Annotated in this window: 21 protein-coding genes; 6 read left to right on the top strand and 15 right to left on the bottom strand. The window is 72.8% G+C overall.

From position 1 onward, the window contains the following. Window positions 1–137 precede the first annotated feature (137 nt). Window positions 138–1727, bottom strand: a complete 1590-nt coding sequence (locus ACLHRZ_RS34210) for an MFS transporter (RefSeq protein WP_490422518.1) — start codon at window positions 1725–1727, stop codon at window positions 138–140. Between the two features lie 97 nt (window positions 1728–1824). Here ACLHRZ_RS34210 and ACLHRZ_RS34215 point away from each other — a divergent pair, with 97 nt between their 5' ends. Further along, a complete protein-coding gene (locus ACLHRZ_RS34215) occupies window positions 1825–3021 on the top strand; it encodes a hypothetical protein (RefSeq protein ID WP_490422519.1) in 1197 nt (398 codons plus the stop codon). A 295-nt stretch (window positions 3022–3316) separates the two neighbouring features. Further along, complete coding sequence (locus ACLHRZ_RS34220) at window positions 3317–4294, top strand: phosphatase PAP2 family protein (protein WP_490422520.1); 978 nt, start codon at window positions 3317–3319, stop codon at window positions 4292–4294. Between the two features lie 155 nt (window positions 4295–4449). Here ACLHRZ_RS34220 and ACLHRZ_RS34225 read toward each other — a convergent pair whose 3' ends face one another. Further along, complete coding sequence (locus tag ACLHRZ_RS34225) at window positions 4450–4665, bottom strand: I78 family peptidase inhibitor (RefSeq protein WP_490422521.1); 216 nt, start codon at window positions 4663–4665, stop codon at window positions 4450–4452. Between the two features lie 485 nt (window positions 4666–5150). Between ACLHRZ_RS34225 and ctaD the strand changes: the two genes are divergently transcribed. Then, window positions 5151–6839 (top strand): aa3-type cytochrome oxidase subunit I, encoded by a 1689-nt coding sequence (gene ctaD, locus ACLHRZ_RS34230; protein ID WP_490422522.1) that lies wholly within the window; start codon window positions 5151–5153, stop codon window positions 6837–6839. 4 nt (window positions 6840–6843) lie between these two features. Here the strand turns inward: ctaD and ACLHRZ_RS34235 are convergent, their stop codons facing one another. Continuing rightward, on the bottom strand, window positions 6844–7782 hold the full coding sequence (locus tag ACLHRZ_RS34235) for a hypothetical protein (RefSeq protein ID WP_490422523.1): 939 nt from the start codon (window positions 7780–7782) through the stop codon (window positions 6844–6846). After that, window positions 7779–9029 (bottom strand): glycosyltransferase family 4 protein, encoded by a 1251-nt coding sequence (locus ACLHRZ_RS34240; protein ID WP_490422524.1) that lies wholly within the window; start codon window positions 9027–9029, stop codon window positions 7779–7781. Before ACLHRZ_RS34240 ends, ACLHRZ_RS34235 begins: the two co-directional genes overlap by 4 nt. A gap of 275 nt (window positions 9030–9304) precedes the next feature. Here ACLHRZ_RS34240 and ACLHRZ_RS34245 point away from each other — a divergent pair, with 275 nt between their 5' ends. After that, window positions 9305–10084, top strand: a complete 780-nt coding sequence (locus ACLHRZ_RS34245) for a DUF8842 C-terminal domain-containing protein (protein ID WP_490422525.1) — start codon at window positions 9305–9307, stop codon at window positions 10082–10084. A gap of 143 nt (window positions 10085–10227) precedes the next feature. Further along, a complete protein-coding gene (locus ACLHRZ_RS34250) occupies window positions 10228–10527 on the top strand; it encodes a hypothetical protein (protein WP_490422526.1) in 300 nt (99 codons plus the stop codon). A gap of 55 nt (window positions 10528–10582) precedes the next feature. Here ACLHRZ_RS34250 and der read toward each other — a convergent pair whose 3' ends face one another. From der to ACLHRZ_RS34270, 4 genes are all read right to left on the bottom strand, one after another. Beyond that, a complete protein-coding gene (der, locus tag ACLHRZ_RS34255; protein ID WP_490422527.1) occupies window positions 10583–12043 on the bottom strand; it encodes a ribosome biogenesis GTPase Der in 1461 nt (486 codons plus the stop codon). A 61-nt stretch (window positions 12044–12104) separates the two neighbouring features. Then, complete coding sequence (locus ACLHRZ_RS34260) at window positions 12105–12692, bottom strand: lysophospholipid acyltransferase family protein (RefSeq protein WP_490422550.1); 588 nt, start codon at window positions 12690–12692, stop codon at window positions 12105–12107. Between the two features lie 127 nt (window positions 12693–12819). After that, window positions 12820–13548: a (d)CMP kinase gene (cmk, locus tag ACLHRZ_RS34265; protein WP_490422528.1), complete on the bottom strand. Its 729-nt coding sequence runs from the start codon at window positions 13546–13548 to the stop codon at window positions 12820–12822. Between the two features lie 108 nt (window positions 13549–13656). Further along, window positions 13657–14742, bottom strand: a complete 1086-nt coding sequence (locus ACLHRZ_RS34270) for a prephenate dehydrogenase (RefSeq protein ID WP_490422529.1) — start codon at window positions 14740–14742, stop codon at window positions 13657–13659. Between the two features lie 61 nt (window positions 14743–14803). Between ACLHRZ_RS34270 and ACLHRZ_RS34275 the strand changes: the two genes are divergently transcribed. Further along, window positions 14804–15166, top strand: a complete 363-nt coding sequence (locus ACLHRZ_RS34275; protein ID WP_490422530.1) for a DUF952 domain-containing protein — start codon at window positions 14804–14806, stop codon at window positions 15164–15166. An 82-nt stretch (window positions 15167–15248) separates the two neighbouring features. Here the strand turns inward: ACLHRZ_RS34275 and ACLHRZ_RS34280 are convergent, their stop codons facing one another. The 7 genes from ACLHRZ_RS34280 to ACLHRZ_RS34310 all read right to left on the bottom strand — a co-directional run bounded on the left by ACLHRZ_RS34280 (window position 15249) and on the right by ACLHRZ_RS34310 (window position 23449). After that, complete coding sequence (locus ACLHRZ_RS34280; RefSeq protein WP_490422531.1) at window positions 15249–16406, bottom strand: pseudouridine synthase; 1158 nt, start codon at window positions 16404–16406, stop codon at window positions 15249–15251. Then, complete coding sequence (gene scpB / locus ACLHRZ_RS34285) at window positions 16406–17065, bottom strand: SMC-Scp complex subunit ScpB (RefSeq protein ID WP_490422532.1); 660 nt, start codon at window positions 17063–17065, stop codon at window positions 16406–16408. Before scpB ends, ACLHRZ_RS34280 begins: the two co-directional genes overlap by 1 nt. Next, window positions 17062–17997 (bottom strand): segregation and condensation protein A, encoded by a 936-nt coding sequence (locus ACLHRZ_RS34290; protein WP_490422533.1) that lies wholly within the window; start codon window positions 17995–17997, stop codon window positions 17062–17064. The genes scpB and ACLHRZ_RS34290 overlap by 4 nt, the downstream gene beginning before the upstream one ends. 78 nt (window positions 17998–18075) lie before the next feature. Further along, complete coding sequence (locus ACLHRZ_RS34295; protein WP_490422534.1) at window positions 18076–18618, bottom strand: hypothetical protein; 543 nt, start codon at window positions 18616–18618, stop codon at window positions 18076–18078. Further along, a complete protein-coding gene (locus tag ACLHRZ_RS34300) occupies window positions 18603–19730 on the bottom strand; it encodes a ParA family protein (RefSeq protein WP_490422535.1) in 1128 nt (375 codons plus the stop codon). The genes ACLHRZ_RS34295 and ACLHRZ_RS34300 overlap by 16 nt, the downstream gene beginning before the upstream one ends. A gap of 323 nt (window positions 19731–20053) precedes the next feature. After that, window positions 20054–21169, bottom strand: coding sequence for an alanine dehydrogenase (ald, locus tag ACLHRZ_RS34305; protein ID WP_490422551.1), 1116 nt, complete (start codon window positions 21167–21169; stop codon window positions 20054–20056). 186 nt (window positions 21170–21355) lie between these two features. Then, window positions 21356–23449 carry a tetratricopeptide repeat protein gene (locus tag ACLHRZ_RS34310; protein ID WP_490422552.1) on the bottom strand — a complete coding sequence of 698 codons (2094 nt, stop codon included), beginning with the start codon at window positions 23447–23449 and terminating at the stop codon, window positions 21356–21358. Between the last annotated feature and the right edge of the window lie 115 nt (window positions 23450–23564).

Below are 23564 nucleotides of genomic sequence, written 5' to 3' on the forward strand. Positions count from 1 at the left end.
CCCCCGAACCGATCTCCAACTGAAGGGCGTGGGCGCGACCAGCCACAGACGGCCCGCGGCCGACGCACCACCCCAGGGGCCCGGGGCGAAGCCCCGAGAACCTCGGCTGCGGGCGCGTCGTGGCTGATCGCGCCCCCTTACGGGGCGCCGCCCTCCGCGGAGCGCGGCAGGCGCAGCGCCGCCAACGCCCCCGCGAGGAGCAGCCCCGCGCTCACCGCCAGCGTCACGTGCAGACCATGCACGAACGCATCCCGCGCGGCAGCGCGAAGGGCCACCCCGGCCGGCCCGCCGAGCCGGTCGGCGACCTCGTACGCCTCCCCCACGGAGTGCCCCGCCGCGGCACCGGCCGCGCTCGGAACCCCCGGCACATCCGCAACTCCCGGCGCGTACGCCGCATTCATCACGCTGCCCAGCAGCGCGATACCGATCCCCGCCCCCAGCTGGTACGACGTCTCCCCGATCGCCGCGGCCCCGCCCGCGGACTCCGCGGGAGCCTCGCTGAGCATCGACTCGTACGCCCCGAACAGCGTGGTCTCCAGTCCGAAACCGAGCAGGACGAAGCACGCGACCATCAGGGCCGGCCGGTCCTGGCGGCCCAGGGCGGTCAGGGACAGCACCGCCACGGCGGTCAGCACGAAGCCGGACGCGACCATCGCCCGCGGTCCGACGCGGTGCAGGATCCGGGAGCCGACCAGTCCCGCGGCCATGGCAGCCAGCGTCAGCGGCAGCAGCCGCAGTCCGGTCTGCAGCGGGGTGAGGCCCAGCACGAGCTGCAAGTACTGCGCGGCCACCAGTTCCAGGCCGACGAGGGCCAGCATGGCCAGCACGATGCAGCCGACGGACGTGCCGAACGCCGGGCGGCCGAACATCGCGAGGTCGACCAGCGGGTGGGCACGGCGGCGCTGCCGCCGGACGAAGAGGATGAGCAGCGCGGCCCCCAGCGCGGCGGGCACCAGCGCACCCAGCGACAGCGGCTCGGCCGTGCCGATCCGCTTCACCCCGAGGACCAGGCCGAACAGCCCGCAGGCCGCCATCAGTGCACCGAGCACGTCCCACGGCCCGTTGCGGTCACCGGTCGACTCGGGCAGCAGCCACCGCCCGACGGGCAGACTGACCGCCATCAGCGGCAGGTTGATGAGGAAGACCGAGCCCCACCAGAAGTGCTCCAGCAGGAAGCCGCCGAGCAGCGGCCCGACCGCCGCCCCTATCGCGGCGACCGCGCTCCAGATACCGATGGCCAGGGCCCGTTCCCGGCGGTCGGGGAAGACCTGCCGGAGGATGGAGAGCGTCGCGGGCATGATCATCGCGCCGCCGGCGCCGAGCAGCGCCCGCGCGGCGACGAGGACCTCCGCCGAGCCGGCGAAGGCCGCCACGGCCGAGGCCACGCCGAAGAGCGCGTAGCCGAGCAGCAGCACGCGGCGCCGCCCGACACGGTCGCCGAGGGTGCCGAAGAGGATGAGCAGCGAGGCGCAGACGAGCGGGTAGACGTCGACGATCCAGAGCAGCTGGATCGCACCGGGGTGCAGGTCCTCGGTGACGGCCGGGACCGCGACATGCAGCACGGTGGCGTCGACGGCGACGAGCAGCAGGCTGACGCAGAGCACGACGAGCACGGTCCAGCGGCTCGCGCCGCCTCCGTTCCCGCCGCAGGGCAGCCGGTCCCGCCGGGAGCGCTGCCGGGGAACGCCCGAGGACCGCCGGGGATCGGCGGTGGTCGTCCCGGACATTCACACACCTCTCTGTCGTGCGAGTCGACAGAGTACGCGAGTCCCGCCCGTGCGCACGTGGCCCGCCTCACCTCACGCGGCTGGGACAATCGGTCGGGTGACTGATCTCGTTTCCCCTTCCGGCATACGCACCGGCGCCCCCACCGCCGTGTACGGCGGCCCGCTGCGCGGCCGCGCGGTGCCGGGGTTGCTGCGCCGGGCCGTCCCGGCGCTGCTGGTGTACGCGGGGGTGCGGGCGCTGGGGATCGTGGTGCTCGCGGTGTGGGGGCTGTCCGACGGCAAGGACCCGGTCACGCTGCTGTCGGCGCGCTGGGACTCGCTCTGGTACGCGCGGATCGCCGAGGCCGGTTACGGGTACACGCTGCATCTGAGCGGCGGGCGGGTCCATTCCGACCTGGCGTTCTTTCCGCTGCTGCCGTGGCTGGAGCGGGGTGTGTCGGCGGTGTCACCGCTCTCGGCTGGCGAGGCGGGGCTGGTGGTCGGCGCGGTCGCGTCGCTGTGCGCGGCGGGGGCGCTGTTCGCGATCGGCGAGCTGTGCCACGGGCGGCGGGCGGGCATCGCGCTCGCGGCGCTGTGGGCGGCGCTGCCGGTCGGGATCGTGCAGTCGATGGCGTACTCGGAGTCGCTGTTCACGGCGCTGGCCGCGTGGAGCGTGTACTGCGTGCTCACCGGCCGCTGGGTGTGGGCGGGTTCGCTCGCGGCGCTGGCCGGGCTGACCCGGCCGGTGGGGGCGGCGGCGGTGGCGGCCGTGTGGATCACGGCGGCGGTGCTGGTGTGGCGCGGGGAGACGACGAGATCCGGCAGACGGCGGATGCTGCTCGGGGTGGCGCTGGCCCCGCTGGGCTGGCTCGGCTACGTGGCCTGGGTCGGGGTGCGGACGGGCAGCACGACCGGCTACCTCGACGTGCAGGGCGGCTGGGGCAACGGCTTCGACGGCGGGCTGGCCTTCGGCCGGTTCATCGGCGGGCTGCTGGACGGCCCGGGGTTCGCGGGCGGGCTCGCCCTGCTCGTCGGCTTCGCCCTGGTGCTGTGGCTGTACGCGGCCGGGGTACGGCGGCGCCAGCCGCTGCCGCTGCTGGTCTACGGGGGCGTGGTGCTGCTGCTCGCCCTGACCGCGAAGGGGTACTTCGGCTCCAAGCCGCGCCTGATGCTGCCGGCGTTCCCGCTGCTGCTGCCGCTCGCGGAGGCCGTGGCACGGCTGCGCACGGTGCGGGCGGCGGCGACGGTGGGGACCGTGGCGCTGGCGTCGGCGGTCTACGGAGCGTTCTGGCTGCACGGCTCCGGCCCGCCATGATCGATTATCGGGCGTTCCCGGGGCTTTCCCGGGACCGGCCGCGGCGGGCCGTCCGCAAACACCGCGGAACGCGGCGGCCACGCGCCGGCGAACTCCGCGGAACGAAAGGGGAATTGCCACGAAAACCGCCGGACATCGCCCGGCGGTTTTTTTGCCGCGTGCTTTTTATGCGGCCCTTATCCGGCGGATTCAAACATGCCGGAGGTCAGGATTGAGACGCATTCCACATCACATCGTCATCACAAAGCGGCCCGATCGGCCAAGGCCCCCCGTCACGCAATGTAACGTCGATTGAGTGCCTACCAATGACGAGCTCCTGCCCTCGCAGGAGCGCCGGACCGAGCCCCCGCGCCCGCGGATGACCCGCGCCCGCGTGGGGATCCTCGCGGCGACCTCCGTGGTCTACGCGGCGATCGTGGTCGGCGTGCTCACCAACTCCTGGCCGGTGCGGTTCGACTGGCAGGTCATGCTCTTCCGGCCGTACAAGCAGTGGCCGGAGATCCACGCCTTCCTCGACTACTTCGTGGTGCTGGGCCAGCGCGGCCCCACCGCCGTGGCGGTGGCCGCCTGGCTGGGCTGGTGCGCCTACAAGCAGAGGACGCTGCGTCCGCTGCTGGTGCTGGGCGTCTCGCTGCTCCTGCTCAACGTCACGGTGGGCGCGGCGAAGATAGGGATGGGGCGGCTGGGGCCGCACTACGCCACCCACGTCGGCTCCAACGAGATGTTCGCCGGCGGCGACATATTCCCCTCGGGCCACACCGCGAACGCCGTGGTGACCTGGGGCGTGCTCGCCTATCTGGCCACCACCCCGCGCACCCGCCGGATCGCCTCGGTGGCCGCCGCACTGCTGGCGCTGGGCGTCGGCATGACGACGGTGTACCTGGGCACGCACTGGATGAGCGACGTGACCCTCGGCTGGACCGCGGGCCTGATGATCCTGCTGGTGCTGCCCTGGTTCGAGACGCCCATGGCGCGCACCGAGGCCTGGCTGCTGGCCCTGCTGCGGCGGCTGCGCGACCGCCGCACCCCGGTGCCGGCCACGGCCGCCGTCCCCGTCCCGCTGGGCGCGCCGCGCTCCCCGGCGGACGACGAGACGCCGGTGCTGGAGCCGGTGGGCGCCGGAAGCCGGGCGGGCGGGCGCCCGCACCTGCCGCAGCGGCCGCACACGGTCCGCTCCGAGCGGACCCCGGTCACCCCGACCGGCAGCCGCCGCCCGCCGCACGCGAACCAGACCCAGCGCACGACGCCGCTGGGCGGCCGTACGGTGAGCTGAGGCAGAACAGCAGAACACGATGGGCGGCCCGGGCATCCGGGCCGCCCATCGGCGCATCCGAGCCCCGAAGGGGCGCGGGGCTGTTACATCATGCGGCTCCGCCGCGTGGGCGCGCTCAGCCACAAACGACCCGCAGCCGACGCACCGTGCAAGGACTACCCCTTCCAGCAGCGCCGCACCACGCCGTCGACCACCTCGAAGTTCAGCCGCCCCGCCAGGTACTCCATCGTGATGAGCACCCCGGGCGGCAACGCCCGCACGGTCGCCCAGCCACGGGCGCGAGCCCGCCCGGCGGCGGCGTCGGCGTCGAGCCCCACGTAGTCCTCGGGGGCGTCGTCGGGGTCGGGGGGAAGGTGCGGTGCAGGCGCCATGACAGCCACCGTAGGGGGCTCCGGACGGGCTGGGAAGCGGGGGCCGGGCACGCTCGCGTCGCCTCCGGGTCCGCCACTGGTCACACTTCTGTCACAGAGGGCTCGCACCGGTTTACTCCGGCCCAGCAGGCTCCGTACGGCAATTCCGCACCCCCGGCACCGCCCCCGTAATCAGGCCCGGGGAAATTCACGACACCTTTTCCGGATGCCCCCGGCAACTCCGCGGAACGCGCCGGGAATTCCCGGCGCCGCGGCCGTCCCGTTATGCACCGTCAAGAATTCCGGGACGTCTTCCTGCACGGCTCCGGCACATACGGAATATAAAGTTCCAGCCTCTTGGGCGACCCCGCACCACGCGCGATTGACGGACGGTCGGCCGAGGCACCCTCGCGCGCCGGGCGGCGGACGAGCATCATGGCGGGTGCCCAGGAGAGCCCATGTGCACAACAGGCCGCACGAGCCGAGAGCGAAGCGAGGGGGCACGGATGGGGACCGACACCGCGCAGGCGGAGACTGCGCCGGCCCGGGAGCGCCGGCCCGGCGCCGTCGTCGTCGACTGGCTGACGACCACCGACCACAAGAAGATCGGGCACCTCTACCTGATCACCTCGTTCGCCTTCTTCCTGGTCGCCGGGCTGCTCGCCATGCTGATGCGGGCCGAACTGGCCCGCCCCGGGCTGCAGTTCCTCACCAACGAGCAGTTCAACGAGGCGTTCACCGCCCACGGCACGATCATGCTGCTGCTCTTCGCCACCCCGGCCTTCGCGGGCTTCGCCAACGAGATCATGCCGCTGCAGATCGGCTCGCCGGACGTGGCCTTCCCCCGGCTCAACATGCTCTCGTACTGGATGTACCTGTTCGGCGGCCTGATCGTGGTGAGCAGCCTGCTGATGCCCGAGGGCGGCGCCGCCTTCGGCTGGACCGGCTACGCGCCGCTGAACAGTGCGGCGCGCTCGCCGGGGATCGGCACCGACATGTGGATCCTGGGCCTGGCGCTGTCGGGCTTCGGGACGATCCTGGGCGCCGTCAACTTCCTGACCACCATCATCGGGATGCGCGCCCCCGGCATGACGATGTTCCGGATGCCGGTCTTCACCTGGAACGTCCTGTTCACCTCGATCCTGATCCTGATGGCCTTCCCGGTCCTGGCGGCGGCCCTGCTGACCCTGGAGGCGGACCGGCGGTTCGGGGCGGTGGTCTTCGAGTCGGCGAACGGCGGGGCGCTGCTGTGGCAGCACCTGTTCTGGTTCTTCGGGCACCCGGAGGTCTACATCATCGCGCTGCCGTTCTTCGGCATCATCACCGAGATCATCCCGGTCTTCTCCCGGAAGCCGATCTTCGGCTACGTGATGCTGATCGGCGCGACCATGGCCATCACCGCCCTGTCCGTGGTGGTCTGGGCGCACCACATGTTCGCCACGGGCGCGGTGCTGCTGCCCTTCTTCTCCTTCATGTCCTTCCTGATCGCGGTGCCGACGGGCGTGAAGTTCTTCAACTGGATCGGCACCATGTGGCAGGGCTCGCTGTCCTTCGAGACACCGATGCTGTGGTCGGTGGGCTTCCTGGTGAGCTTCCTCTTCGGCGGGCTCACCGGCGTGATCCTGGCCTCGCCGCCGCTGGACTTCCACGTCACGGACACCTACTTCGTCGTGGCGCACTTCCACTACGTGGTGTTCGGGACGGTGGTGTTCGCGATGTTCGCGGGCTTCTACTTCTGGTGGCCCAAGTTCACGGGGAAGATGCTGGACGAGCGGCTGGGGAAGATCCACTTCTGGACCCTGTTCACCGGCTTCCACCTCACGTTCCTCGTCCAGCACTGGCTGGGCGCCGAGGGCATGCCCCGCCGGTACGCCGACTACCTGGCGGCCGACGGCTTCACCGCGCTCAACACGGTGTCCACGATCGGCGCGTTCCTGCTGGGGCTGTCGACGCTGCCGTTCTTCTACAACATCTGGAAGACCGCCAAGTACGGCCGGAAGATCGAGGTCGACGACCCCTGGGGCTACGGCCGCTCACTGGAGTGGGCGACCTCCTGCCCGCCGCCGCGGCACAACTTCCTCACCCTGCCCCGCATCCGCTCCGAGTCGCCGGCCTTCGACCTGCATCACCCGGAGACGGTGCGCACGGAGGCACCGGCGGCGGCCCCGGCCGAGCCGGGCCCGGCCGGCGCCTGACGGGTCAGCGGGCGGTGGGGGGCCGTTCGTCGATCCGTACGGAAAGGTCGTTGTCGACGGTGTAGTACGCGCTCACCCGGGCAGGGGCGCAGGAGGCGTCGACGTCCTGGGCGGGGTAGGTGAATATCTGTTTCTTGTCGGCGACGTCGTCGAGGATGCGGGCGATCCGGGCCGCGGGGCCCTCGGCCGGACGCAGCCACAGGTCCCAGACGTCCAGACCGCCCTGCCACTCCTCGCACAGGGCGGCGAAGGGGAGGGTGAAGGTGAAGTCCGGGCCGTCGGCGGTGACCGGTGCAGTGCGCATGACATCGCTGTCACGGCGCAGCCGCGCTTCCACCACGGCGTCCTTCAGCCAGACCTCCGGGTCGCCGACGCGGTACAGGGTGCCGCGACCGGTGAGGCCCGAGGGGGACGGCAGGAGGTCCCCGGCCTCGGCGTGCGGGGAGCGCAGCCAGCTGCGCAGCGAGAGGTTGCCGTGCTTGGTCGCGTACGGGATGCGGACCGCGAGCGGCGAGGTGCTGGGGCCGGGTCTGCGGTCGACCAGGGAGCGCAGGTCCGCCAGGCCCGGCACCAGCCGGCGCGGGGCTTCCTCGCCGCAGGCCGCGTGGACGTCCCAGCGGCCCTCCGGGAGGGCGACGGTGCTCGGCAGGACCGCGCGCACCCGGCCGTCGCCGTTGGGCGTGAGCGGCAGACGGACCTCACCGGACTCGTCGTCGCCGCCCCTGCGGCGCAGGACGAGGGCCGCGGACCATTGGGCGCAGGCCTCGGAGAGGCCCGGGGCGTCGAGGTCGAAGGTGAGTCCGCCCGCGGAGTCCGCGATGCAGTCGGCAGTGGGGTTCCCCATGCCGAAGGCCATGGGAGGGGCAGACACGATGGTGCACTCCTCGGGGGTGGTGGAGCCGCCGGGACCGGCGGCGTCGGCGGGCACGGTGGAAGGGGTCATGCGGCACGCACCCGGCGGAAGGCGGCACGGCTCGCGTCCCTGGTCTTGAACGCGTTGCTGAGCAGGGCCCCCCGGGTCCGGTGCAGCGAACCCCGCAGGCCGCCGCGGCCGGTGAGGCCGGCGAACAGGGCCTCGTAGCGCTCGGCGACGTGCGCGGGGTCGAAGCGGGCCGAGTTCTTCAGCGCCTCCTGCCCCATGCGGCGCCGCAGTTCGTCGTCGTTGATCAGCTTCAGCAGCCCGGCCGCGATGGCGTCCGGCTTGCCGACGGGGACCAGCAGGCCGTCGGCCCCGTCGGTGATGATCTCGCCGGGGCCGTGCGGGCAGTCGGTGGAGACCACGGGCAGGCCGCAGCGCATGGCCTCGACGATGGTCATGCCGAAGGACTCCAGACTGGAGGTGCAGGCGGCGACGGAACCCTTGACCCACTCGGGGTCCAGGGGGTTGGCGGGGCCCATGAGGAAGACGTGGTTGTAGAGGCCGAGCTTGTCGACGAGCGCCCGCAGCTTGGCGCGCTCCGCGCCGGCGCCGTAGATCCGCAGCCGCCAGTCGGGACGCTCGGCGGCCACCTCGGCGAAGGAACGGATCAGCACGTCGTACCGTTTCGCCGGAGCCAGCCGGCCCGCCGCGACGACCCACTTGCCGGTGCCGTCCGCGGGCTCCAGCGCCGGTGCCGGAACGCCGTTGGGCACCGCCTCGATCCGCACCCCGGGCAGCCGCATCAGCTTGCGGTAGGTGCCCGCGTCGGCCTCGGTCACGGTGGTGACCGCGTCCAGCCGCGGGTAGTGGGTGCGCAGTGCCAGCTTCAGCGGCCCGCTGTGGGTGCCCAGTGTCAGGTGCTCCTGGCCCACCCGGACCGGGCCGCGCCGGGCCTGCTGCGCGATGTGCACGTTGAGGCCGGGCCGGGTGCCGACGACCACGTCGCAGTCCAGGCCGCGCAGGTGCCGGGCGATCCGCTCGTCGGTCAGTGCACTGTACTGCCGGTAACGGCCCTCGGCGGCGGGGAAGACGGAGGCCGGGACCGCGTACTCGGGGAGCTCGCCCGCATACTCCGGGCTGTCCTTGCGCAGGTCCACCAGGTGCCGCAGGCGGACCTTGCCGCCGGGGGCCAGCATCGGCTCGTCGCGGTGGCGGAAGACGGAGACGATCTCCACGTCGTGCTGCTCGGCGAGCGTGCTCGCGAGGTTGTACGTGGTGCGGATGGTGCCGCCGATCCCGTACGCGTTGTGAATCAGGAATGAGATGTGCATTCGTCCCCATGCAGCCGGTGTGCCGCGGTCATCGCCCGATGACCCGCCTCCTGAAGGTTAGACCGTGGCCGGTGCCGCAGGGTTGGCTGTGATCGTCAACTCGTTGTCCGAGCGTTGGCGAATCGGTAGCGGGGACGGGAACTTTTCCGGGCCGTGACCCCGGCCACGGATCGTCCGTTGTCTTCCTTGTGGGCCGGGAAGAGCCCGGCGGCCACGCACCCCGTGCACCACAGCTGCACCACCGTTTTGCCCGCACCAAGTTCGAGGAGCTCCCCGTGCCGCGCATGCTCGATGTCAGCGACGAAGTACGCGCCGAGATCGGCGACGAAGAGGCGGACCGACTGCTCGGCGGCGACAGCGCCCCGGGCGTGTACGACTGCACCTCCTGCCGCACCCCGGGCGACATCGACCGCGAGCGCACCAGCACGGTGCTGTTCGTCGGCGAGGAGACGGCGGTGCTGGCCTTCGCCCACGCGGCCTGCATCCCCTCCCAGGTCGTGCCGGTCTCCGAGGAGCAGCTCCAGGGCGCCGTGAAGTCCATCACCGCCGGCGAGGGCGGGCAGCCGACCCCGGAGGTGCCGCTGCAGGCCGAGCTGGGCGTGACCAGCGGCCTGGTCCTGGTCGACGGGGACGTCCACCCGGCGCTGGTCGTCGAGCCGCTGGGCCCGATCGCCCGCCCCGGCACCTCCGGGCCCGTCGACGTCTTCCTCGACCTGCTCCGCGAGCAGGGCTTCAAGGAGGTCCCCGCCATGGACCAGGTGCCGGGCCCCATCGCCGGCTGGTCGGTGCTGCTGGCCATGGGCCAGCTGCACGCGATCCTCCAGCCGGGCCCCGGCAGCAGCGCCGCCGTCGCGTGGTGGCAGGCGCACCAGCCGATGGAGGTGGCCCCCGAGTGGCGCGCCGCCGTCAACAAGCAGCGCCGCGTACTGGTCCTCTGCTCCCCCGCCGGAACGATCGGTGCGCAGCCCCGCGAGGACCTGCTGCGCGACGCCCTGGACCGGGCCGCCGCGGGCGGACGGCTGGTCGGCGCGAGCATGCCGCTCGCGGGCACCTGACCCGCGGTGCACGCCCGGCGCACACCACCCCGGCGGGGCATTCCTGCGCCGGGCCGCATCCCCGCGGCTCCGGAGTCGTTGGCAGGGATGTGTACTCATACGAACCCGTTTCCCGGACCTCGTATCCGAACTACATCCCCGGCATGCGCCCACCCCGCGATGCCTCCCCGGAGAGTCACCCCGGCTCGGTCACCCCGATCTACGACGCTCTCTGCTCCGAGTACCGGCGGTCCTTCCGGACGCTGCCGGGTGACCGGGCCGGCGAGGAGGAGTTGAGGTTCAAGGGGTTCGGTGCGCAGTCGCCCGGCGGCTACGCCCAGCCGTATGCGGGGACGTACCAGCCACAGTCCGGGTACAACCCGGCCTGGGACTCCTACTACGGGCGGCAGCGGAGCGGCAGTCCACTGCCTGCGTTGCCGCCCGCGCCACGACGTAATTTCTGAAACTGCGGCCGGTTGTAGCCGGTCGCGCAGTTCCCCGCGCCCCTACGGGGCGCGGTTACTTCTTCTTCGAGCGCTTCTCGCGCACCCGCACCGACAGGTGGATCGGGGTGCCCTCGAAGCCGAACTCCTCGCGCAGGCGGCGCTCGACGAAGCGGCGGTAGCCCGCCTCCAGGAAGCCGGAGGCGAACAGGACGAAGCGCGGCGGCTTGGTGCCCGCCTGGGTGCCGAAGAGGATGCGCGGCTGCTTGCCGCCGCGGATCGGGTGCGGGTGCGCGGAGACGAGCTCGCCGAGGAAGGCGTTCAGGCGGCCGGTCGGCACGCGCGTCTCCCAGCCCGCCAGCGCGGTCTCGATCGCCGGGACCAGCTTCTCCATGTGCCGGCCGGTGCGCGCCGAGACGTTGACGCGCGGCGCCCAGGCGATCTGCTGCAGCTCGGTCTCGATCTCGCGCTCGAGGTAGTAGCGGCGCTCCTCGTCCAGCGTGTCCCACTTGTTGTAGGCGATGACCATGGCGCGCCCGGCCTCGACGGCCATGGTGATGATGCGCTGGTCCTGGACGCTGATGGTCTCGCTGGCGTCGATCAGGATGACGGCGACCTCGGCCTTCTCGACCGCGGCGGCGGTGCGCAGGGAGGCGTAGTAGTCCGCGCCCTCCTGGAGGTGGACGCGCTTGCGGATGCCCGCGGTGTCCACGAACTTCCAGGTGGTGCCGCCCAGTTCGATCAGCTCGTCGACCGGGTCGCGGGTGGTGCCGGCCATCTCGTTGACGACGACGCGCTCCTCGCCCGCCACCTTGTTCAGCAGCGACGACTTGCCCACGTTCGGGCGGCCGATCAGCGCGATGCGGCGCGGGCCGCCGACGGCCCCGCCGAACGTCGCGGCCGGGGCCTCGGGCAGCGCCTTGAGGACCTCGTCCAGCATGTCGCCCGTGCCGCGGCCGTGCAGCGCGGAGACCGGCATCGGCTCGCCGAGGCCGAGCGCCCACAGCATGGCGGCGTCGGCCTCGCCGGACGGGCCGTCGACCTTGTTGGCGCACAGCACGACGGGCTTGCCGGCCCGGCGCAGCAGCTTGACGACGGCCTCGTCGGTGTCGGTGGCGCCGACCGTGGCGTCGACGACGAAGACCACCGCGTCGGCGGCCTCGATGGCGTACTCGGCCTGGGCGGCGACGGAGGCGTCGATGCCGAGGACGTCCTGCTCCCAGCCGCCGGTGTCGACGACCTTGAAGCGGCGGCCGGCCCACTCGGCCTCGTAGGTGACGCGGTCGCGGGTGACGCCGGGGCGGTCCTCGACCACGGCCTCGCGGCGGCCGATGATGCGGTTCACGAGCGTCGACTTGCCGACGTTGGGGCGGCCGACGACGGCGAGGACCGGCAGCGGGCCGTGCCCGGCGGCCGCGAGCTCGCTCTCGACCTCCTCGGCGTCGAAGCCTTCCTGGGCGGCGAGCTCCATGAACTCCGCGTACTCGGCGTCGCCAAGCTCACCGTGCTCGTCGCCGGTGTGGATCTGGTCGTTCATGAAGTCCGTTCCTCAGTTCTTCGTCGTCGCCGGACCCTGACGGTCCGCTACTAAGTCTCGTTCAGCGCCCGGTGCAGCGCCTGGCGTCCGCCAGGTGCACGCTCAGCCGCTGCTGGATGCGCACGGTCGCCGCGTCCAGCGCCTTGCGCGTGCGCCGTCCGCTGCCGTCGCCGGCCTGGAAGGGCTCGCCGAAGACCACGTCCACCCCGCTGCGCAGCGGCGGCAGCCCCCGTATGACGCGGCTCTTCCGCTCCGCGCTGCCCAGCACCGCCACCGGCACGATCGGCGCGCCCGAGCGTACGGCGAAGTACGCCAGGCCCGCACGCAGCGAGGCGAAGTCGCCCTCGCCCCGGGTGCCCTCGGGGAAGATCCCCAGCACGCCGCCCTGTCCCAGGACGTCCAGCGCCGCGGTGATCGCGGTGCGGTCGGCGCCCGTGCGGTCCACCTTCAGCTGGCCGATCCCGCGCAGGAACGGGTCCAGCGGGCCGATGAACGCTTCCTTCTTGATCAGGAAGTGCACCGGCCGGGGCGCCGTGCCCATCAGCATCGGGCCGTCGATGTTGTGGGTGTGGTTGACGGCCAGGATGCAGGGCCCCGCGGCGGGCACCCGCCAGGCACCCAGCACGCGCGGCTTCCACAGCCCGTACATCAGGCCGATGCCGATCCGCCGCCCGACGGCGGCACCGGAGGCGGAACCGGTCACGCCGACCGCTTCACGTGCTTGTGGTCGCACTCCGCCTCGATTCCGCTCCGGCCGAGTGCACCTCGCTCGTTCCTCACTCGGCACCCTCGACCTGCGCTGCATCTCGGCTGCGTCGCTCATCGATCAGGGTGACGACGCACTCGACGACCTGGTCCAGCGTCAGCTCGGTGGTGTCGACCTCGATCGCGTCGTCCGCCTTCGCCAGCGGCGAGGTGCTGCGGCCGGAGTCGGCGGCGTCGCGCTTGACCAGGGCGGCCCGGGTGGCGGCCAGGTCGGCCGCCTCCTTGCCCTTCAGCTCGCCGTTGCGGCGGGCGGCGCGGGCCTCCGCCGAGGCGGTCAGGAAGATCTTGACGTCGGCGTCCGGGAGGACGGTGGTGCCGATGTCCCGGCCCTCGACGACGATGCCGGCCGGCGCCTCGGCGGCGATCGCCCGCTGCAGCTCGGTCATCCGGGTGCGCACCTCCGGCACCGCGCTGACGGCGCTGACCGCGGCGGTGACCTGCTGGGTGCGGATGGGGCCGGACGCGTCCGCGCCGTCGACCGTGATGGCCGGGGCGGCCGGGTCGGTGCCGGAGACGATCTCGGGCTTGCCCGCGGCGTCGGCGACGGCCTGCGCGTCGTTCACGTCGATGCCGTTGTTCAGCATCCACCAGGTGATCGCCCGGTACTGGGCGCCGGTGTCCAGGTAGCGCAGGCCGAGCTTGGCGGCGACGGCCTTGGAGGTGCTGGACTTGCCCGTGCCGGAGGGGCCGTCGATGCCGACGATCACGGCTGCCGGAGCGGTCCGGGCGGCGGTTTCCACGGTGTTGGACACCTTTCTTGTGCACGGGACGGAGAAATCTGGCGGCTGGGAGCCTCACACAAGGTTACTGGCTCGCCCGACCGCCCCGTGCAGCCGCTGCCCCGCCGCCTACTGCCGCACCGACCAGCCTTGATCGCGGAGCGTCGCGACCAGCCCGGCGACCGCGCCCGGCTCGACCATCAGCTGGATCAGGCCGGCCTGCTGGCCGGTGGCGTGCTCGATGCGGACGTCCTCGACGTTGACGCCCGCCCGGCCGGCGTCGGCGAAGATCCGGGCCAGCTCGCCCGGCTGGTCGCCGATCAGCACCGTGACCGTCTCGTACACCGCCGGGGCCGCACCGTGCTTGCCGGGGACGCGGGAGCGGCCGGCGTTGCCGCGGCGCAGCACGTCCTCGATGCCCTCCGCGCCCTCGCCCCGCTTGGCGTCGTCGGCGGACTCCAGGGCGCGCAGGGCCCGCACGGTCCCGTCCAGGTCGGCGGCGACGGCGGAGAGGATGTCGGCCACGGGGCCGGGGTTGGCGGAGAGGATGTCGATCCACATCCGCGGGTCGGAGGCGGCGATCCGGGTCACGTCGCGGATGCCCTGGCCGCACAGCCGCACAGCCGTCTCGTCGGCGTCCTGCAGCCGGGCGGCGACCAGGCTGGAGAGCAGCTGCGGGGTGTGCGAGACGAGAGCGACGGCGCGGTCGTGGGCATCGGCGTCCATCACCACGGGCACCGCCCGGCAGTGGGCGACGAGTTCCAGGGCGAGGTTGAGGACCTCGGTGTCGGTCTCACGGGTGGGGGTGAGCACCCAGGGCCGGCCCTCGAAGAGGTCGGCGCCGGCCGCCATGGGCCCGGAGCGCTCTCGCCCGGCCATGGGGTGCGTGCCCAGGTAGCGGGACAGGTCGCAGCCGAGCGCCTCCAGCTCGCGACGCGGGCCGCCCTTGACGCTGGCGACGTCGAGGTAGGCGCGGGCGGTCCCGCTGCGGATGGCCTCGGCCAGGGTCGCGGCGACGTGCGCGGGGGGCACGGCGACGACGGCGAGGTCGACCGGTCCGTCCGGCTCCTGGTCGGTGCCGGCGCCGCGGGCGGCAGCGGTGTGGGCCTGGGCGGGGTCGTGGTCCCTGAGGTGGACCTGGACGCCGCGGCCCGCGAGGGCGAGGGCGGCGGAGGTGCCGATCAGGCCGGTGCCGATGACGAGGGCTGTTCTCACCGGACCCAGCCTAGTGCCGCCCTGCGGGACGGCGAGCGCGGTGTCCGGTACAACGAAAGGCATGATCTATCACGTGGTCCCCCTGGACGACTGGCTCGCCCTGCCCGACCGCCCGTACTCCCCCGCCTCGCTGGCCGACGACGGCTTCGTGCACTGCTCCCCCGACGAGGCCACGACGCTGGCCGTGGCCTCGGCCTTCTACCGGGAGACGCCGGGACCGCTGATGGCGCTGCTCATCGACGAGCACAAGCTGGACGTCATGGTCCGCTGGGAGCCGGCGGACCCGGCCCCGCCGCCGGGGGTTGCGCCGGGGACGCAGTTCCCTCATGTGTACGGGCGCATCACGCGTGATGCGGTGGAGGGGATGATGGAGATTCAGCGGGACGAGAGCGGTCTGGCGACCGGCTTGACCGTGTGGTCGTGAGACCTGCGGGCCGGCTGTGGTTGCTCGCGCAGTTCCCCGCGCCCCTTGCGGGGCGCGGGTGCCGGGAGCGGGTGCCGCCTTCCTACAGGTCGACCTCGCGCAGCAGCATGCCGACCTCCGTGTTCGTCAGGCGGCGCAGCCAGCCCGACTTCTGGTCGCCCAGGGCGATCGGGCCGAAGGAGGTGCGGACGAGCTTGTCGACCGGGAAGCCCGCCTCGGCCAGCATGCGCCGCACGATGTGCTTGCGGCCCTCGTGGAGGGTGACCTCCACGAGGTAGTTCTTGCCGGTCTGCTGCACGACGCGGAAGTTGTCGGCGCGCGCGTAGCCGTCCTCCAGCTCGATGCCGCTCTTGAGCTGCTTGCCGACGTCGCGCGGCAGCGGGCCGGTGATGGCGGCCAGGTAGGTCTTCTGGACGCCGTACCGGGGGTGGGTGAGGCGGTGGGCCAGCTCTCCGTGGTTGGTGAGCAGGATGATGCCCTCGGTCTCCGTGTCGAGACGGCCGACGTGGAAGAGCCGGGTCTCGCGGTTGGTGACGTAGTCGCCGAGGCACTGGCGGCCGTCGGGGTCCTCCATGGTGGAGACGACGCCCGCGGGCTTGTTGAGGGCGAAGAACAGGTACGACTGGGTGGCGACCGTCAGGCCGTCGACCTTGATCTCGTCCTTCTCGGGGTCGACGCGCAGGCCCTGCTCGGTGACGATCTGCCCGTTGACCTCGACGCGGGCCTGCTCGATCAGTTCCTCGCAGGCGCGGCGGGAGCCCATGCCGGCCCGGGCCAGCACCTTCTGCAGCCGCTCGCCCTCCTGCTCGCCGAAGGTCTTGGGCAGGTTGGGCTTCGGCTTGTTGTACCGCTCGCGGTTGCGCTCCTCGATCTTGGCGTCGAGCTCGCGCGGGCGCCCGGGCTGCGTGCGCCCGCCGCCGGCCGCCGGGCTGCGGCGCGGGCCGCCCTTGGCGCCGCCGCGGGCGGAGCTGCCCCGGCCGCCGGAGCCGCGCTCCGCGTCGGGGCCCACGTCGTAGCGGCGCTCCTCGGGGCGCGGCCGGCGCGGGCGCTGCTCCTGCTGCCGGTCGTCGCGCCGGGCGCCGGAGCGGCCGTCGTCGTACCGTCCGCCGCCGGAGCGGCCGCCCTGGGAGCGCCCGCCGCCCGCGCGCCCGCCGCCGGAGCCGCCGCGGGGCGCCCCGCCCCGTGCGCCGCCCCGGTTGTCCCGGCTGCCGCTACCGCTGTTCCTGCCGCTGCTTCGCATCAAAGTTCCGTCTTGTCGTCTGCGTCGGTGTCCGGTGCGTCCGGATCGAAGGACGGGACCCCCTCCTGGGAGTCCCCCTCGACCGCGTCCGCCTCGGGGAGGAACGGTGCGAGCTCGGGAAGCTCGTCCAGGCCGCGCAGGCCCATCCGCTCCAGAAAGTAGTTCGTCGTCCTGTACAGGATCGCACCTGTTTCGGGTTCCGTCCCCGCCTCCTCCACCAGACCCCGCTGGAGGAGGGTGCGCATGACGCCGTCGCAGTTCACACCGCGGACGGCCGAGACCCGGGAACGGCTGACCGGCTGACGGTACGCGACGACGGCCAGGGTCTCCAGTGCGGCCTGGGTGAGCCGGGCCTGCTGGCCGTCCAGGACGAAGGCCTCGACGGCGTCGGCGTACTCGGGCCGGCTGAAGAAGCGCCAGCCCCCGGCGACCTCGCGCAGCTCGAAGCCGCGCCGCCGGGCGGTGTACTCGTCGGCCAGGTTCCGCAGCGCCAGGGCGATCTCGCGGCGGGGCCGGCCGAGGACCCTGGCCAGGTGCTCCTCGGTGGCGGGCTCGTCGACGACCATCAGCACGGCCTCCAGGGCCGGCTCGAGGTCGAGCTCCGCCACGGCGGAGGTCCCGGCGGGCGCCTCCGGGGTCTCCTGCGTCGCCTCGGTCATTCCGTCGTCTCCTCGGGTTCGCGGTCGAACTCGTCCGTCACCACCGGGGCCCCCTCGGCGCCCGTCCAGCGCACCGTCAGCGCCCCCAGCGCCTCGCCCTGGTCCAGGGCGACCGCGCGCTCGCGGTAGAGCTCCAGCAGGGCGAGGAAGCGCGCGACGACGGTGAGGGTGTCGGGCGCGTCCTCGATCAGCTGCGCGAAGCTCGCCTCGCCGGCCGTGCGCAGCCGGTTCACCACGACCTCGGCCTGCTCGCGGACGCTGACCAGGGGGGCGTGGATGTGGTCCACGTACACCTGGGGCGTGGGCTTCGGCTGCATCGCCTTGGCGGCGAGCCGGGCGAAGGCCTCCGGGCCCAGGCCGAGGACGACCTCGGGCAGCAGCTCCGCGTGGTGCGGCTCCAGGCCGACGGTGCGCGGCCGGCGGCGGCCCTCATGGGCCATGCGGTCGCTGAGGATCTCCGCGATCCGCTTGTACGCGCGGTACTGCAGCAGCCGTGCGAAGAGCAGGTCGCGGGCCTCCAGCAGGGCCAGGTCGGCCTCGTCCTCGACCTCGGCGGCGGGCAGCAGCCGGGCCGTCTTGAGGTCCAGGAGCGTCGCCGCCACGACGAGGAACTCGGTCGTCTGGTCGAGGTCGAAGTCCGGTCCCATGGCCCGGATGTGCGCCATAAACTCGTCGGTGACCCTGGACAGGGCCACCTCGGTGACGTCCAGCTTGTGCTTGGCGATGAGCTGCAGCAGCAGGTCGAACGGGCCCTCGAAGTTGTCCAGCCGGACGGTGAACCCTGCGGGGGCCTCCGGGCCGGAAGGCATCGTGCCGGCCGCGTCGGCGGGAGGGGCCGCGGGAGGAAGCCCGGCCCCGGCGGCGTCCTCGGGCCCGCTTCCCGGACCGCGGCCCAGGGTGCGACGGGTCGACGGGGAGGCGGCTGCAGGCATGGGGATTTCCAGGGTGGGGACGGAACTGGCCGTACGGCTCAGGGCTCGTACGGCGCGAGGCTAGCGCAGCGGAACGCCTCAGCGGCCGCGCAGGCGCCGCACGAGGATGCTCGCGTCGCCGCGCGACTCCAGGTCGGCGAGGACGACGGCGACGGCCTCCCGGACGATCCGGCCGCGGTCGACGGCGAGCCCGTGCTCGCCGCGCAGCACCAGCCGCGCGTGCTCCAGGTCCATGAGTTCCTCGGCGGAGACATAGACGGTGATCTTCTCGTCGTGGCGTTCGCGGCCGCTCGGGCGGCGGTTGGCGGCGCGGCTGCGGCGCTTGCCCGGGGCCGCGGTCCCGTCCGTCCGTACGGGAGCGGCGGCGGGGCGCTCGCGGCCTCCGTCCGGGCGGCGCGCCTCCTCCTGCTCCTGGCCCGCTGCCGGGGCGGCCGCGGCACGCGCGGTGCCCTCCTGCGCGGCGGTCCTGCCCGGCTGCGCGGCGTCCGGGCCCTCACCCGGGCCGGGCACCCTCGGCGTCTCGCCGTTCAGCTTCCGGCGGGGGGAGGAGGACTGCAGCCCCGACCCTCCGGTGGTGCGGAACAGTTCGTCGGCGCCGGGCAGACTCACTCGGCGTGACACCGGGCGAGCACCTCCCTGGCGAGCTGGCGATAGGCGGCGGCACCGACGGAGTTGGAGGCGTAGGTGGTGATGGGCTCGCCCGCGACCGTGGTCTCGGGGAAGCGCACCGTGCGCCCGATGACCGTGTGGTAGACGTGGTCGTCGAAGGCCTCGACGACGCGCGCGAGGACCTCGCGGCTGTGCACGGTCCGCGAGTCGTACATCGTGGCGAGGATGCCGTCGAGCTCCAGCTCGGGGTTGAGCCGCTCCTGCACCTTCTCGATGGTCTCGGTCAGCAGGGCCACGCCGCGCAGGGCGAAGAACTCGCACTCCAGGGGGACGATCACCTTGTGAGCCGCCGTCAGGGCGTTGACCGTCAGCAGGCCGAGCGACGGCTGACAGTCGATCACGATGTAGTCGTAGTCCGACATCAGCGGCTTCAGGGCGCGCTGCAGGGTGGACTCGCGGGCGACCTCGCTGACGAGCTGGACCTCGGCCGCGGACAGGTCGATGTTGCTGGGCAGCAGGTCCATGTTGGGGACCGCGGTCTTCAGCAGGACCTCGTCGGCCGACATCCCGCGCTCCATCAGGAGGTTGTAGACCGTCAGGTCCAGCTCCATCGGGTTGACGCCCAGTCCGACGGAGAGCGCGCCCTGCGGGTCGAAGTCGACGAGCAGCACCCGGCGGCCGTACTCGGCGAGTGCGGCGCCCAGGTTGATGGTCGAGGTGGTCTTGCCGACCCCGCCCTTCTGGTTGCACATCGCGATGATCTTGGCCGGGCCGTGGTCCGCCAGCGGTCCGGGGATGGGGAAGTACGGCAGCGGGCGCCCGGTGGGGCCGATGCGCTCGCGGCGCTGGCGTGCGGCGTCGGGGGCGAGCGTCGCGGCGTACTCGGGGTCCGGCTCGTATTCGGCGTCGGGGTCGTAGAAGTGACCGTCCGGCACTTCCTCGTACTCGGCGAGGCGCGCGGGGTCCGTGCTGTCCCGGCCGCCGGCCATGGCGTTCACGTGTTGACCGTCCATGCTCTGGTGGGCTGTCGTCATGGTCTGGATGTCGTGGTGTGCTGCGAAGGTGCGGACAGCGACGGAGCCGACAGCGTGAAGTCCCACGGGACTCCCGTCCTGCGCAGGCATCATTCCTGGGTGACCACCCCCGGGAGCAAATGTCGACTCATTCACAAGTCGTCCTACCTCCTTGGTGACCAGGAAACATCTAGATAGGTCAGCGTGGCACCATGCCGACGGTTGGCGACTCTATGGCGTGTCGGCGGTCCGCAGCAACACAATCCGCCGGAGACGGCACGATGTGTCGGCAATCGAACACCCTTCTGTCAAGGGTGTACGCCCGGTAACCCGGAAGTTTCACAGGCGGCTGCACCGGAGGCGGAAACGCCCCGGCCGGGCCTTGCGCGGCAAGGCCCGGCCGGGGCGTGCTCCCGTCGTACGGGGTCGGCGGCTCAGCCGAGCAGGGTGCTCAGCTCGACCTGCGGCAGGCCGTGCGCCTCGGCGACCGGGCCGTAAACGACCTGTCCCTCATGGACGTTGAGGCCCTTGGCGAGGGCGGCGTCACGGCTGAGCGCCTCCTGCCAGCCGCGGTTGGCCAGCTCCACGATGTACGGCATCGTGGCGTTGGTCAGCGCGTAGGTGGAGGTGTTCGGGACGGCGCCGGGCATGTTGGCGACGCAGTAGAACACGGAGTCGTGGACCATGAAGGTCGGCTCGGTGTGGGTGGTCGGACGCGAGTCCTCGAAGCAGCCGCCCTGGTCGATCGCAATGTCGACAAGTACACTTCCGGGCTTCATCTTGGCGACGAGCTCGTTGGTGACCAGCTTCGGGGCCTTGGCGCCCGGGATCAGCACCGCACCGACGACGAGGTCGGCCTCGGTGACGGCCTTCTCCAGCTCGAAGGCGTTGGAGACGACCGTCTGCACCTTGGTGCCGAAGACCTTGTCGGCCTCGCGCAGCTTGTTGATGTCCTTGTCGAGCAGGGTGACGTGGAAGCCCATGCCGACGGCGATCTGCGCGGCGTTCCAGCCGGAGACGCCGGCGCCGATGACGACGGCCTTGCCCGCGTGGGTGCCCGGGACGCCGCCCGGCAGCACGCCGCGGCCGCCGGCCGAGCGCATCAGGTGGTAGGCGCCGACCTGCGGGGCCAGCCGGCCCGCGACCTCGGACATCGGGGCGAGCAGCGGCAGCGCACGGTTGTCGAGCTCGACGGTCTCGTACGCGATGGCGGTGGTGCCCGACTGGATCAGGGCGTCGGTGCACTCGCGGGAGGCGGCCAGGTGCAGGTACGTGAAGAGGGTCTGGCCCTTGCGCATGCGGTGGTACTCCTCCGCAATGGGCTCCTTGACCTTCAGCAGCAGGTCGGCCGTGGCCCAGACCTCGTCGGCGGTGTCCAGGATGGCGGCACCGGCGCCCACGTACTCGGCATCGGTGATGGAGGAGCCGAGACCGGCCCCCTTCTCCACGAAGACCTGGTGGCCGTTGCGCACCAGCTCCAGCACACCGGCGGGGGTGATGGCCACGCGGAATTCGTTGTTCTTGACCTCGCGGGGGATGCCGACCTTCACGTCGATCACGGTCCTTGAATCAGAGAATGACAGGCTAATCCCGACATGCAGGGCATGCCAGGGCAGACCGCGTCGCTCGCGGCTCACCCAGTCTAATGAAGGACTGTTCGCTGTCTAGCCTTGCAATGCACCAATCTTTGCGGATACTGCTACTGATTTCGTAGGTGGCTTGCCAGTAACTGTGGGTCACCCGGAAGCGGCGGAACGAGGCGCTCCGAGTACCTCCGGAACAGGCTCCTCCGCCGCGAGGAGCTCCCCCGCCGCCTGCCGGTGCTGCTCCGCCGCGACCCCGTCGCCGCGCCGCTCCAGGGCGTCCGCCAGCCGCAGCCGCACCACGGCCTCCAGCCGGGCGTCCCCGGACTGCCGGGCGCACTCCGCCGCCTCCCGGCAGATCCGCAGCGCCTCCCGGGCCCGGCCCGCGTACTCCAGCACCAGGGCCGCCTCGCTCAACGCCCGCGCATGGCCCGGCAGATCCCGCAGCCTGCGGCACACCGCGGCCGCGGCCCGCCAGTCCCGCAGCGCGTCGTTCCACTGCCCGGCCTGGGTGTGCACCGTGCCGAGCCGCCCGTACAGCCGTGCCTGCTCGGCCAGTTCACCCCGGGTCAGGCGCAGCTCCAGGCCCCGCCGGAACCAGTCGGCGGCCCGCTGCCAGTCGCCCAGCTCCTGGTGGGCGGCGGCGACGGACTCCAGCGCGCGGCTGATGGCGTACGGATCGCCGGCCTCGCGCGCCGACTGGAGCGCGTCCCGGTACCGGCCGAGCGCCTCCGCGGTCCGCCCGGCCCGGGCGTCCAGGTCGCCGAGGTTCAGCAGGGCGGCCGCCTTCTCCAGCGGCATCTCGCAGCGCCGCGCCACGTCGAGGACGAGCTGGTGCAGCCCGTAGAGCTCGGGCGCCGCGGCCTCGGCGCCCAGGTGCGCGGTGAGCGCCCGGGTCAGCGCCGAGACCAGCCGCCGGGCCAGGGTGTCCAGGCGGCCGTCCTCCACGGCCATCCGCGCCGCCGCCAGCAGCGCCGGAAGCCGGGCGTCGAGCCACTCGCCGGCGGCCGCGGGCGACGGGAAGCGCAGCGGCCGGGGCAGCTGGTCGATCCTGCGGCGCACCGACGGGTCGTCACGCTCGGTGGCGGCCCGGCAGGAATGCAGCTGCCGCACGGTCCTCTCCAGCATCCGCGCCCTGGCCAGTTCCACCTCCGTCTCCCGCTCCTGGGCCTCCAGCAGGGCCCGCAGCAGTGGCGTCAGACAGCCCGGCACCCGGTACTGCGGCGGCAGCGCGCCGTCGGGCGCTCCCCCGGGGGTCTCCTGGCGCAGCATGCCCCGGACGGTGAAGTCCTCCAGCAGGCCCTGGGCCGTGGAGAGCGAGCAGCCGGCCAGCGCGGAGGCGGTGTGCGCGTCGACGAGCCCGGCGGGGGCCAGCGCGAGCAGGTGCAAGGTGCGGGCGGCGGCGGTCGGCAGGGCCTCGTAGGCGAGCCAGAACGCCCGCGCCAGCGGCCGTCCCGCGCTCTCGGGCCGCTGCTCGCGCAGCCGCTTGACGACGTCGAGCACCGACATCTTGGGCCGGGCCGCCAGCCAGCCGCCGACCAGGATCAGCGCCGCGGGCTGGCTGCCGCACTCCTCGGCGACCGCCGCCGCGGCCACCGGGTCGCAGGTGATCCGGTGACCGCCGTACCGCTCCAGGAGCTTGACGGCTGCGTGCGTGTCCAGCCCGCCGAGGGTGCACGGCCGGACGTCCGGCACGCCGGTCAGCGGGCCGCGGGAGACCGCGACGACGAGGCAGTCGGACTCGTCCGGCAGCAGCGGGTCGACCTGTTCGGCGCCCGCCGCGTCGTCCAGGACGATCAGCGCGCGGCGCCCGTCCAGGGCCCGGCGCAGGGCGGCGGCGAGAACGTCCTCCTCCGCCCCCGCGGGGACGGGCGCCCCGAGCGCGGCGAGCAGGGCCCGGGCCGTCCGCTCGGTGGGGACGGGCTCCCCGTCGGCACCCGTGAGGCGGGCGCGGAGTACTCCGTCCGGGTACTCCCCGGCCAGCTGCCGGGCCAGCTCCTCGGCGAGCGCGGTGCGGCCGGAGCCGGGCTGGCCGGCGATGAGCAGCACCCGGCTGCGGGGGCGTTTGCGACCCGAAAGAGTGTCGAGCCCGGCGCGCACGATGTCGTCGCGCAGCTCCTTGATCTCACGCGCCCTGCCGACGAAGAGGTGAGAGGGAGGCGGGGCCTGACGCCCCCTCACCCCGGTCTGCTGCGCTCTCCCGGCCTCCGCCACGGGTCCACTCCCGTCCACCTGCCGGCCGCGGATGCGGCCGTGACGCGACGAGCCTAGTTCACTGCGTGAGGCGCGAATGGATGCCGGGAGGCCGGTCCGAACGAAGATCACCTATTCGGGTTGCCCGATGGTAGGACCCGGGGGTGCG

Source organism: Streptomyces sp. AM25, assembly GCF_058146165.1.